This is a genomic window from Bacillus sp. AFS059628, from assembly GCF_002571225.1.
Taxonomy (GTDB): Bacteria; Bacillota; Bacilli; order Bacillales; family Bacillaceae_G; genus Bacillus_A.
The window spans coordinates 1-12817 of sequence record NZ_NVEC01000047.1 but is presented as its reverse complement, the minus strand read 5'-3'; the positions used below and the strand labels follow the sequence as shown (position 1 = coordinate 12817).

12 protein-coding genes and 2 pseudogenes are annotated in these 12817 nt (G+C 35.2%); 12 read left to right on the top strand and 2 right to left on the bottom strand.

What is annotated here, in order from left to right; genetic code table 11:
* Window positions 1-18 precede the first annotated feature (18 nt).
* The 10 genes and pseudogenes from COL05_RS15765 to COL05_RS30970 all read left to right on the top strand — a co-directional run bounded on the left by COL05_RS15765 (window position 19) and on the right by COL05_RS30970 (window position 10259).
* Window positions 19-432 (top strand): DUF6018 family natural product bioysynthesis protein, encoded by a 414-nt coding sequence (locus COL05_RS15765; RefSeq protein WP_098669307.1) that lies wholly within the window; start codon window positions 19-21, stop codon window positions 430-432.
* Between the two features lie 15 nt (window positions 433-447).
* Complete coding sequence (locus COL05_RS31400; RefSeq protein WP_180233458.1) at window positions 448-591, top strand: hypothetical protein; 144 nt, start codon at window positions 448-450, stop codon at window positions 589-591.
* Between the two features lie 103 nt (window positions 592-694).
* The gene (locus COL05_RS15760) at window positions 695-1786 is read left to right on the top strand and encodes a DUF6094 domain-containing protein (RefSeq protein ID WP_098669306.1); all 1092 of its coding nucleotides are present in this window, start codon (window positions 695-697) and stop codon (window positions 1784-1786) included.
* 15 nt (window positions 1787-1801) lie between these two features.
* The gene (locus COL05_RS15755) at window positions 1802-2029 is read left to right on the top strand and encodes a hypothetical protein (RefSeq protein ID WP_098669305.1); all 228 of its coding nucleotides are present in this window, start codon (window positions 1802-1804) and stop codon (window positions 2027-2029) included.
* Window positions 2030-2100: 71 nt separating this feature from the next.
* Window positions 2101-4686 (top strand): DEAD/DEAH box helicase, encoded by a 2586-nt coding sequence (locus tag COL05_RS15750; RefSeq protein WP_098669304.1) that lies wholly within the window; start codon window positions 2101-2103, stop codon window positions 4684-4686.
* Between the two features lie 603 nt (window positions 4687-5289).
* Window positions 5290-7098 carry a group II intron reverse transcriptase/maturase gene (ltrA, locus tag COL05_RS15745; RefSeq protein WP_098669303.1) on the top strand — a complete coding sequence of 603 codons (1809 nt, stop codon included), beginning with the start codon at window positions 5290-5292 and terminating at the stop codon, window positions 7096-7098.
* A gap of 98 nt (window positions 7099-7196) precedes the next feature.
* Window positions 7197-7928 (top strand): annotated as a pseudogene (locus COL05_RS15740) (hypothetical protein); the annotation flags it as partial.
* 16 nt (window positions 7929-7944) lie between these two features.
* Entirely contained in the window at window positions 7945-8658 is a 714-nt protein-coding gene (locus COL05_RS15735) for a transposase (RefSeq protein ID WP_098669301.1), read from the top strand.
* A 336-nt stretch (window positions 8659-8994) separates the two neighbouring features.
* Window positions 8995-9624, top strand: coding sequence for a hypothetical protein (locus COL05_RS15730; protein ID WP_098669300.1), 630 nt, complete (start codon window positions 8995-8997; stop codon window positions 9622-9624).
* Window positions 9624-10259, top strand: coding sequence for a hypothetical protein (locus COL05_RS30970; RefSeq protein ID WP_000817909.1), 636 nt, complete (start codon window positions 9624-9626; stop codon window positions 10257-10259). Before COL05_RS15730 ends, COL05_RS30970 begins: the two co-directional genes overlap by 1 nt.
* Window positions 10260-10309: 50 nt before the next feature.
* Here the strand turns inward: COL05_RS30970 and COL05_RS15720 are convergent, their stop codons facing one another.
* The gene (locus tag COL05_RS15720; protein WP_098669318.1) at window positions 10310-10888 is read right to left on the bottom strand and encodes a hypothetical protein; all 579 of its coding nucleotides are present in this window, start codon (window positions 10886-10888) and stop codon (window positions 10310-10312) included.
* A gap of 19 nt (window positions 10889-10907) precedes the next feature.
* Window positions 10908-11492 (bottom strand): hypothetical protein, encoded by a 585-nt coding sequence (locus COL05_RS15715; protein WP_098669299.1) that lies wholly within the window; start codon window positions 11490-11492, stop codon window positions 10908-10910.
* 125 nt (window positions 11493-11617) lie between these two features.
* Here COL05_RS15715 and COL05_RS15710 point away from each other — a divergent pair, with 125 nt between their 5' ends.
* Both COL05_RS15710 and COL05_RS15705 read left to right on the top strand, forming a co-directional pair.
* Window positions 11618-12001 carry a hypothetical protein gene (locus tag COL05_RS15710; protein WP_098669298.1) on the top strand — a complete coding sequence of 128 codons (384 nt, stop codon included), beginning with the start codon at window positions 11618-11620 and terminating at the stop codon, window positions 11999-12001.
* A gap of 16 nt (window positions 12002-12017) precedes the next feature.
* Window positions 12018-12655: pseudogene (locus COL05_RS15705) on the top strand (nuclease-related domain-containing protein).
* The last annotated feature ends 162 nt before the right edge of the window (window positions 12656-12817 follow it).

The following is a 12817-nucleotide window of genomic DNA, read 5'->3' as shown; positions in this document are numbered from 1 at the left end:
AATAGAGGAGATATGAAAATGAAAAAAGATTGTAGACACTTACGACTAGTACCAACAGTAGAGGAACATAAAACACGAATGGAAAAAAATCAGAAGTCATATGCTGCACCAGCCATGTCATCTGAATCCAGAGCAAGAGTAAATCAAATGAGAGGGTGTTTTGAAGCAGAAATTATATTACCAGATGGTAAATTTCAATATTTCAAGCCACATGTTCTTAATGAAAAAGAAGCCATTCAAGAAATCGCATTATATATTGAAGGAATACAGGAAATGAAGGTAGGCTATGTCATCTTATGGCGCTTTGTTGGGCAACGAAGTTTTTATAGTGGTACTAAGATCGTAGCTGAACCAAAGTTTCGTAAAATCATGCGTAAGCTGAAAGATTTTTTCTTCGATTATGAAGAAGTGGTTTATGAAACTGAAAAATAAGAAAGATAGAGGGATATGAAGATGAAAAAGGATAACATTTGGACAATATTAGACGATCCAAAAGAGCAGGAAACAAACGAGCAATCCCAAGAGCCGGATGATATATTCGCTGGTTTGGATGAGCTATCGGAGATTACAGATGATTTACTACCGTTTTAATAAAGTCGAGGTAGTGTATAGAGGGTAAAAGGAAGAACTAAGTGATGTATTTACTTGGATCTTCCTTTTTTTATTGTAAAAAAAGAACTTGGAGGTAACGATTATGCGTTTAGGAAATGATTTAGCGGCGGGATTTTATCCAACACCACTAACAGAAGGGAAACACTTAGTACAACTATTACAAATGGAATCAGAGCGAGCTTATGCTTGCTTTGATCCATGCTGTGGAGAAGGGACAATTTTACGAAGTTTTGCAGATGAAATGAAGCAGGCGGGAATCCAGTTTCATACGTATGGCGTAGAGCTGGATGCAAATCGATATGGCAAAGCAAAAGAGCAATTAGATGTAGTGGTACGCTCAAGTTTTGAAAGCATGATGATTAGTCATGACTACTTTCCGCTTATTTTTTTAAATCCTCCTTATAATACGGAGCTTCGTACAGAAAATACAAAATCAGAGAAAATGGAGTTCAATTTCCTAAAGCGTGCTCATCTTTATTTACAAGAAGGTGGAATTATGGTGTATGTCATTCCATACGACAGATTCGCTAGAGACGATATCAGTTATTACTTAGCAAAGAATTACGAGGAAATAGGATTAATGCGTTTTGGTGATGAAAATGACGAATTTGAGCAATTTAAGCAATGTGTTTTTATCGGCCGTAAGCGTGCAGCTACGAAAAAAGATACATATTTCAATGATAGATTTGCTAATTTTTGTGAAAATATGTCCGATCTTGCTTTCGTAAGAAAACATGTGAATAAATTAGCAGAAATGGTGACTCATAAAAGTTGGGTTATACCTGAATTGCGACATCGAAATAAATTAATTTTCACATCTCGCGTGGATTATAAAGATGCTTATAAAGGTATAGGCAAATCAGAGGGAATCGCATCATTAAAGAAGCGTTTAAATAGAGGGAATGGCTACTCACTTCAAGGTGAGAAAACAGCTGCTGAAAGAGCAAAGATGCCGATTGCTTCCGGACAATTAGGACTATTGCTGATAACAGGTGTGGCAGATGGTTTGCTTGGTGAAGGTGATACACTCCATGCAGTTCGTGGATCTGAAAATGTGTATTATGAACATTCATTTGAGCAATTGGAAAAAACAACGAAAGAAGTTGTTTTACAAAAACGTCGCGCTAAATTTATCATTGCAACACCAACTGGTGTAGTCAAAGAACTTGTCTAGGAAAGGAAGAAGGCTATGTCTGTACTATTAGGAATAGGAGCATTATTTATCGTATGGGAATTTAGTAATCGTATGTTTCGTATTGCTATTGTACTTACAGTCATTTGTTTATGTGCTTCTCAATTAGTTGCAGGTACATATTTGGAAGTATTAGAGCAATTCTCTGTCTTTCAAGGTGCAGGTGATATGCTACATGCGGCTGAACAGTCATTACCAGAGTGGAAACAGTTTATAGATTTTTAGCCAATAAATTGAATGAGTAGGACATGAAACGTATCGAATAAGATGCGTTTTTTATTTTAGGAGGGAAACTTATGTTACAAGAAATGATTCAACAAGATACATTTGATCAGGAACAAACACCAGCGATGTTGCAATTAGAGACGGGAACTGCCTCACATACAGCTTTTTGTTTTGCAATGGCAGTAAATCGTCATCATCAAATCCAATTTGTAGTACTAGGTGGGAATGACAGTACATTAAAGTCATTTCGTGCTGCCATATCAATGGGAACTAGTCGCTTGTATTTTGGAGAAGGAAAAAAAGAAGAATTACATTACATAGTAGATAAAAAAGTGAATGTAAATTCAAAAGGTCAGTTTGAATTTATTAATACGCAAACAATAAATAAAAAGAAGGCAATTATTGCATTTTCTAGAGAATTAGAAGAAAAGTATATTGTTGCAATTGATGAAGCACCAGAAATGCAAGTAAGAGATTTCTTAATGGCTCCTCCATACGGTCTCCCAATCTTAGAAGAATGGGCGAAGCCAATATACGAGGAGATGCTAACTAGAAAGTTATTACAACCGTTAGAGGTGTATTTCGATAAGAATGAGTTTTCTGCTCTAACGATTGCACAAGTCTTACTAAAAGAAAAGGATTGTAAAGAGTTTTTATCAGAAATGATTCGCTCTGGAAAATGTCAATTTTCAAAAGAGGGTACAGGTGAAAAAATCAATGAAATACAAGATTTAAATGAATACCTATTGGAATATTCGCCTGTCATGCTTGATAAGGTAACGAAATTAGATGAGCCTTTACATCAACCGATGAAAGAACAGGCATTATCTCATTTTGATACGTACCAAAGACCATTATTCCCTGTACAGGCACATGTAGCAACAGGTGCAGCAAAAGCATTACAAGTACAAAAAGGAATCATTATACAGGGGGAAATGTCGTCCGGAAAAAGCGCAATCATGACAGCGACAGTAGATGGATATTTCCATTTAACCGGAAAAAAAGGGTATCGTACCTGCGTATTTGTTCCACCGACTCTTACTGAGAAGTGGGCAAAAGAAGAAATACGACACTTAATACCAGACGCAGACGTACATCTGATTAAACGTACAGAGGATTTAATTTGCATTCATCAATCTTGGATTCAGGCAGGAAGACCAAAACCAGAAAAACCAACCTTCTTTGTCATTAGTTTTACAACGATGCGAGGGGATGCTATTAAACAAATGCCATTACCTTATAAACAAATTGTACTTTCCAAGAAATCGAAGGAAGAGGTGCAAAGATATTATAAGAATGGCTACTACTGTCCAGATTGTGGTGCTAAGTTACGTAAAAAAACGTCTTCTATTATGGTTCAACAAGCTAATGGTGATCAGAAAGAAGTCTGCCAGTATAAAGATTTCACAGGAAGTGACTTAGATTCGAAAACAAATAAAAACAGTGTATGTGCTGATTGTAATTCAAACATTTGGAGTCCAAAAGTAAAAACGAAATATGCGAGTTTTAAAGATTGGACCAAATATGAAAATAAATTAGTGCAAGCAATAAAAGAGGGAAATAAACCGCTGCAAAAGCAACTAGAGCTAGAGAATCGTGTGAAGCCATATGATGCGAAACAATCAGGACGAGCATATCGAAAGGTAGCTACTGTTGAGTATATTCGTAGAAAAATGAAACACTTCTTTGATGCTTTAATTTGTGACGAAGTCCACGAATTAAAAAGTGAAACAGCACAAGGAACTGCACTAGGAAGTTTAGCAAAGGTTTGTAAGAAAGTTGTAGCTGGAACAGGTACATTATTCGGTGGGCGCGCGAGCGACGTATTCTATACTTTATGGCGTTTATTCCCACAAAAGATGGTGAAAAGTGGCTTTGAATATAGTTCTTTAATGGAATGGAATGAAACCTACGGAAACATAGAGAGAACGTATTATCATGACGGTGAAGTGGTATCCAACGTTGCTTCACGTGGTGCACAAGGGATGCTAGATAAAACAAAAGTTGTTCCTGGTATTTCACCATATGTGTTTACTCAATTCTTAATGGATACAACCATTAATGTACGCTTAAAAGATGTTTGGCCAAATCCTGTAGAGTTAATTAATGTACCTACGATTCTTGTCGAGATGTCGGAAGAACAAAAAAAGGCTTATGAGCATATGAAAGGGTCTTTTGAGAAGGCGATTGAAGGGGCGAAAGGTACACCAGATGTTGGGAAGCTATGGCTCTCTTATATTCGTACAGGAAATTCGTATCCAGATAATATGAACCACTATCCAAACTATCACTTAGATAACGCGGAAAAAGAATTGGTTTGGTCCAACGAGGAATTCAGATTTGATGAGGATTGTATACAGCCGAAGGAGAAGAAGTTACAAGAAATATTGCAAACTGAAATCTCTGAAGGCCGTCCAACCATCATTTATGTATCTGATACAGGATCTACAGTGAAAGAACGAGACATTCAGCCTCGTTTACAGAAGGTTGCAGAGCAAGTACCTGGTGCAAAAGTATCTATTCTTCGCACGAATACAGTTGCTCCGCCAAAGCGCAGTGCATGGTTAAAAGAGCAAGTAAGTAGCGGTGTGAATGTAATCATCTGTTCACAAGAATTAGTTAAGGTAGGGTTGGACTGTGCGACAAGAAGTCGCTAATAAATAGTGCTTCATTATGAAGTCACCTTAGTCATGAAAGGTGTTCCCGCTCGAAGCTGCTATCTGAGTAATCGGATTGTTGGGTTGCATGAGAGTTAAGTGTCCAACGGATAACGTTACACAGACGTTTGAAGGGGCTAGGGAAAGTTTAAGAATGTGTAAGCGTAATGCTGAATCTTTGTAATCTTCGTCACCTACAACGAGTGTACTGTGATTGAACAAGCTCGTAGATGCAGATAGGAAAGGCTCGACGGTCAAAGAGTCGTATAATGACCCATAGATCTGCCGGAGTAAAGAAGGACACTTACCTTAAACGAATCTATTATTAGTGGAACTTGTTAAGCCCTATGAAGTCCTCATAAATCGTGTGAATCGTTTTAGCCGAGAACACTATGAATAAGGTAATCAAACCGTAAGGTGCGACTAATTCTTCAGAGGGTATAGGAGGTTGGAGAAAGCGAATGCCGCTATATCGAAAGATAGCAGGAAATCATAACTGAGCGGATAGTGTCTTTTGACATAACTTGAAAAAGTGCTGAATTCCAACTGGTCTTCAACACGAAAGAAAGCGGAAAGAGGAATCTTATAAAGGAGGAACATGTTATGAATACTGTCAATATGAAGTCGGCTGTTTCTCCACAGGTAACTCAATGGAACTCCATACAATGGAAGGAAATTGAAAACTATGTGAAGAAACTTCGACAACGAATCTATCGTGCCGAACAATTCGGTAATAAACGTAAGGTGAGAAAACTTCAACGTCTAATGTTGAGAAGTAAGGCGAACCTGTTATTAAGTATTAAGAGAGTAACGCAAATCAATCAAGGAAAACGTACTGCTGGAATTGATGGGATTACTACTAACACACCAGAGGATAGAGTTAAATTGTTCCACTTATTAAAAGGGTATAGTGTTAGAAACATTAAGGCATTTCCAGTGAAAAGAGCTTATATTCCTAAGAAGAATGGAAAGAAAAGACCTTTAGGGATTCCAGTTATCAAAGATAGGATATTTCAAAATATGGTTAAAAATGCACTAGAACCTCAATGGGAATGTCGCTTTGAGTCTATGTCTTATGGATTTAGACCCAAACGAAGTGCTCATGACGCTATGGCAAACCTTTTCCTTAAATTAAGTAGAGGAACTAATAGAGCATGGATATTCGAAGGTGATTTTCAAGGTTGTTTTGATAATCTGAATCATGAGCATATTTTGTCCTGTATAGAAGGTTTTCCTTATAGTAATGCAATTAACCAATGGTTAAACGCAGGATGTATAGATAATAAAACCTTCTACAAAACAGAAACTGGTACTCCACAAGGGGGAATTATTTCACCTTTATTAGCTAATATCGCTTTACATGGAATGGAAAAGGAATTAGGAGTAAGATACCATTTCCCAAAAAGGGATGGAGCTATGTTATATCCCGATTCAATTGGGATAGTAAGATATGCAGATGACTTTGTTATAACGTGTAATTCTAAAGAAGAAGCTGAAAGTATGTATGCTAAACTTCAACCTTATCTTGATAAAAGAGGGTTAAAATTGGCAGAGGAAAAAACCAGAGTAGTACACATTACTGATGGTTTTGATTTCTTAGGCTTTAATTTTAGACAATATCCTACTAAAGAAGGGTCACAACTCTTCATTAAACCATCCAACCAAAGTGTCAAAAAAGCTAAAGAAAAGATAAGCGAAATATTTAAATCTCATAGAGGACGTTCAATTGGACAATTAATCAGAAAACTAAATCCAGTTATAACAGGTATAGCAAATTACTGGTCACCTGTTGTAGCAAAAGTAATTTATGGCAATATTGACAGCTATATTCATAAGAAGGTAATGCACCATCTTAAATATAAACATCACCGGAAAGGCGCTAGATGGATAAATAAGAAATATTTCCATCCAGACCATACAGGTGTTAGCCAAGATAAATGGTTACTAACGGACCCTGATAATCACAAAAATCAATTGATTCGTATGAGATGGATACCAATTGTAAGACATGTACTGATTAAGTATAAGAATAGTCCAGATGACGCTAATCTTAAAAAATACTTCGCAAAAAGGGATGAAAAGATATTCAATAGGTTCAATACAAATTCCAAGAGAAAATTAGCGAAAAAAACTAAATATAAATGCAGAGTTTGTAACAACTCATTAGTTGGAGATGAACCACTTGAAAGTAATCACATTGTTCCTAAAGTTATAGGTGGAAAAGATGAGTACGATAATCTTGAATTACTTCATTGTAGTTGTCATAAACAGCACCATGCCCTTTTAGAATGGTACGGGAACGGAAAACAGCTACCTAAAGTACATGCTTATTTAAAATCTCAAAAGATACCTATCAACAGCAGAAAAGCAGTTAGAACAATGTTGAACACATATAAAAAGTTTAAATACTAGATTGTTAAGGATAAAGGGAGGCTTGAGCCGTATGTGCTAAAAGGTACAAGTACGGTTCTTAGGGGAGAAAGAGTTGGTAACACCTCTGACTTACCCGACTGCTGGCCACGCCAACAATAATTTTCTACCAACTATCATTTAGCTTATTTACGTTAAACCAAGCTGCAAGAAGACACTGGCGTATTGGACAAACTAAGCAATGTAGAACCTTCTATCTGGGCTACAAAGAAACATTCCAAGCTCAGATGGCACAGTTAATTGCTCAGAAGAATAAAGCTGCTGAAGCAATGAATGGTGATGCAACAAGCGATGGACTGAATGCAATGCTTGGTGATACAGGAGATCTACAGACTCTATTAATTCAAAACATTAAGAGTGGAAATCAATTAAAAGGTTCAACAGAGGAATGGACAAAAGCAGCATCTGATGAATCCAAACGCGTTCTTGAAAATCTTGGTAATGTAATAAAGCCTGTATTTGAACCAATTGAAATTCAATTGACGAATTGGGTGGAAAAATTGCCAAAAACAATGGACGTAGCATTTATGAAAGAGGCTAAATTTATACAAAAAGCTGTTGAATGTATTAACAAAGAGCAAGTACCTGGTGTTCGAATGAAACAGAATGTACTTGAAATAGATGGAGAAATAGAAGATGTGATTCGAACTTTAACAACACTGAATACAGATAAGCGTATGCTTGTACAAAAACAAGATATTACACTGTGGGATGAATTGATTGTGGAAGTAGATACTTCTCAAAAGAAAGGGAAAGGGAAACAAAAAAATAAAGTAATTGAAGGACAATTTGAGTTTGATTTATTTGGTTAAATGAGAGGGGAAAATCATGTTTAAGATGCTTCTTATCGCATTAATTTGCTATATATGTTTTGTAGTTTACAAAACAAAAAGAAATATGTTGATAGAAGAGAAAAATAAAGCAAAAGGACCAGAACCGTTGGAACGACCCGTTTATTGGTGTCCAAGAGAAAATAGGCCTATTGGCAGGGAACAAGAACGTGTTACTGTTCCAACGAAAGAAATTACCTTAGAAAAAGATGTAGCAAATATATATGATCTAGTTGCTGCATCGATTCAAATAAATGTAGGTGAAGAAGAAAATACGTTAGAACAGGACAAGGACGTTGCAAAGGAAGTGGAGTATGTTGAAGTTTTTCACCATACTCCTGCTTCTGAAGCAGTATATGATATTCCTTTTCCTAACGATGAGGATATACCAGAGGAATTGTTAGAATATGAGGAGACATTTCTGGAACTAGGACAGTTGCCGATCCCACAAGAAACAGAGCATATCGTCACTCTTCAACAAGTAGTTTCAGAGGTAGATGATATGGATTTTGTAAAGTGTACTGCAAAAGTAATAGAACAAGAAAAAGGATTGACACGTGTCATAAATATGTCTAATAAGAAGCGTTATTGGATCCATACAGAGGGAGAGATATTACCGAAAAATCAATTACTGTATATGGAATTAGAGGTCGATTCACCTTATTCTTATACACTAGTTGAATGGAGTAATAGACAACTAGGGAATATATAATTTTATTTCCTAGTTGTATTTTCTTAGTTAAATAGCATGAAATACAGCATTTTCCCACTCATTTGTACAGGAATAAAACATTTTTTTATTTTTGTACAAATGAGTGGGACAGAATGATTCACTATATAAGGATATTCGACTATAATGAGACATTGTACGTCATTGTAATATGGAAATGTTTTGAGATTCAAGTGATTAACAGTCTTAAAACAGGAGAATTGAGAACTCTTCGTAATATTACAATGCTTAAAATAGATTAAATCCAAACATGAGGATTATATGAAGTAAAAAATATTTTTGAGTTGAAAAAATAACAATTTTGAAAGGTGAATGTAAATGAATATTAATTCCATAAGTAACAATGTAGTAGAAAAATTAGAACAAACGGTGCGCTATGAAAAGAAACAAGTCCAGGTATTACGTGTAAGTAAAAGTAGTTCTAATATACACGCTTACATGATTTTTCCGGAATTCTCAGAGGTTAAAATTTCAAATACCGAACTGGATGAATATATAGAAAATCTGTCAACAAGCGTGAAGTATGTCATTGATCGCAAGTTGAGTCAACAAGAAATTGAAAAACAAAATCATTCTTTTATTATGACGTGTGAAGTCGAGGAAGATGGTGTGATAGATGATGAAACGATTCATTTTAATACGACGTATGTAAAACCACCAACAATTGCAAATAAAGTATTTAAGTTGGTATGTGGATTAGGGAATCGCTTAGATAGCTTAAAAGAACTACATATTACAGTATTAAATAATAATATTAATCGAATTGAAATTGAGTTTTACAATGAAAATGAAACATATGTGGCAGTAGAAAAAGAAGAAATTGCAAATGCAATTATGGGGGCATATACAAAAGCAAATATCTATTATGCAGCAGATCTTTATTATGCTGCAGAAGGAAATGAAATCAAATTAAAGCGCATCAAACCAAAATTAGCAGGTGATGTGTGATGAAACGAGAAAAAGGAATGATAGGAGTCTTATGCACGCTTGTTTTGATGATTTTATTACTTGTACCCTTACAAGCAGCTCAAGCTTCTGTAAAAGTAGATTTTAATGAGTTAAAAGGAAATGATGTTTCGTCATCATTTAAAGATGGACTAAACAATCGAACGAAAACAACAGAGAAAGATGATTCATTTGGATCATCAATCATTCAAAAGATTGAAGGATTGTATGCGCCGGCTTTTAAAGTAGGAGTCAATATCTTTTCTATTTCATTCGTATTAGGAGTTATTGTCATGGTTATGGCATTAATTACAAAGAATGGTCAATGGATGAAGTGGGCAACCGGAAGTATGATTTTCTCATTTATCAGCATGATGTCGATGAGACTAAGTGTATACTTCTTGTTTAGTTCCGATGTATTTTCGTTTATGAACATCTTTACGGATTTTTTAGACCTGTTTAAAGCAACAGCACTTATTTTCACACCCTTTATGTTAATCGCAGGTATTCGTTTAAGAAGAATTCATGAGAGTACGAAACAGCCGGAATATTACCGTTGGGCCAATCGTGTCATAACGGGATCTTGTTTGTTGTGTATGTTAGCCGTACTCGCTCCATGGCTATTTGCTAATATGTAAAGAACTATATATAAAGAAAGAAAAGGTACTGAATCTACATTCAGTACCTTTTATCTACCCATTAGGTTCTTTCTTTCATATTCTTCAAATACTTCTTCTGAAATTGGAGATAGTATGCCGCTCAAATACACAGCGGTATATAAAAAGTATTGCTCATCCTTTGTTTTAATTGTATGAGTACCGTGTTCCTCATTGTTTGGAATAATTCGTTCAATTTTGAGTTGCTTTTTATCACAAATGATCTCTTTTACTCTATATAAATTATGTATCGGTAAACGATTAATATACAAACAAAGGTACTCTAGTAGAAATAGAATAACAGTCATTTGTAGAATGAAAGCAATTTTTAATAGAGTTGGTATGGATGCAAATAATACTAGAAATATAGAGACCAAGAAAATATTTAACTTTGAAAACCATTTTTCGTGTTGATTTAAGGAAATAATACTTTTCTTATTCTGAAACACCTGGAACCTCGTTAGAAGAAAAATAATTGCAAAGATTCCTTCATAACTAAGCCAGGTTTTCCACTCTGTATCAGTAAGTTCTAACAATATATATATGATACCGGTAGATACGATCAGTGGTACCAGCTGTACCAAACTAAATAGTATGGTATGTTCTAACATTCTTTTCTTGTAGATACGATTAGTAATTGAATCCAAGTTTCTTAACTCCTTCTGCAATTTTCATGATGACACCACCAATAAGAAGATGGTATTCGCCAATTCCTTTTTCATTTACGTACCAACACATATAGTGCCGGATACCTTCTTTTGCTCCATGGTCATGTAAAGGAAAAGGAGATGCGTATTTTTCAGATGACATATTATTATCACCGAAAGGAACCTGTTCTGCAAGTGCAAAACGTTTCTTCGAATCATTTATAATCCAACAACCATAGTTTGCTGCTCCATACCATATTGCGTCTTTATGAATTGGATCAATAGCAGGTTGTGCTGGATAGCTTTCAGCTAGTATTTGCGCTTTTTCTTCACGAAGTTGCTGATGTATGTGTGAATTTAATGGATCTTCCGTTCCGATTTCATAGGTTTCCTCAAAGTTGCCACACTCATAAGGGACAAGGGGATTATTTGAATCAGTTGCTAATTGTAGACTGCAAGAATCTGATTTTGAAAGATAATATACACAGTCTTTGCAGGTGAAATAGTTTGAAAAGGCTGAATCACTTTCTGGTTCTGTTCCGGTATTATTTACTACAAGTTTTAACATGTCTATCACAATCCTTTTTAGGCTAATTCTTAAATTAATATAGACGTATCATATCATGCTTATAAAAAAATGTAAATATTTACCAATTAAAAATAACCTTATTAATTTTGAAAGGACTGTTTGTATTGAATAGAAATCGAGAATATATTGCTTTGCGAAATTCTATATTAATAGGCTGGTTACTGACATGCATCGTAATAGGCCTATCTATTTATTTTTCTTCTGTTGTTTATTTATTAATCGGATGTTTCATTCTATCGTTAAAATACGGATTAATGGGTACCGTGAAAAATGTGGAAAAACGTTTGCCTACCTGGGCCAACTTTGGCGTCATTGAAAAACCAGTAAATAGAAGGGTGATCACACCTTTTCAGTTTCGAGGGGGGCTCCTTGTTTCATTAGCATTAGGATTCGTAGAGATGGTGATAAAAGGCTTATGTATCTCATATTTTATTTTAGGATTAGAAATGCATGTATATCGTTTAATGCGCAGAAACGCAAAGGTGTAAAAAGGAGGACTCTATTATGAAAGTATTGATATTTGAATTAATTCTCATTGCGGTTCTGATTCCGTTGAATATTGTTGTGAAAAAACATGTACCGAGATGGAAAGGAAAAGCCGGAGAAAAATTAGTAAAACGTATATTGAGCAAGTTGGATTCTGAAAGTTATTGCGTGTTACATGATGTTACAGTTTATACGGAGTATGTTGATACAACGCAAATTGACCATATTGTTATCGCGGAAACCGGTGTATTTGTTGTAGAGACAAAGAACTATGAAGGATGGATCTATGGAAGTGAGAAAGCGGCAAGGTGGACACAGGGTATTTTTAGAAAGAAATCCTCTTTTCAAAATCCATTTCGACAAAACTATAAGCATATAAAAGCAATTGAATGAGTGATGGAACAACAGCTGCCGAGCATCTCTATAGCAGCATTTCATCCAAAATGCAGTCTGAAAAGGGTAAATGTTTCTTCTAAAGATAAGCATGTCTTATATTATAACGATCTACAAAATGTATTGAATCCTATACTGACGTGCAACTAACAAATGATGAGGTCCAACATATATATCAAACAATACTGCGAGCGAACATTAATGATAAGGATATTAAAAAGAAACATGTGAAGTATTTACATAATAAGTTCGCTAAACAATAAGAAATGGAGAAAGGGACATGTTATATGTAATACGGTTTATTGTAATCTCTGTAGTAGTTATTCGTCTCAACATGAAGTATTATCGGTTAAAAGGTCATCCGAAGGATTTTATAATAAAAAGAAATGATTAAGTGGGGTCTCGCCACACATCCATCAACTTAA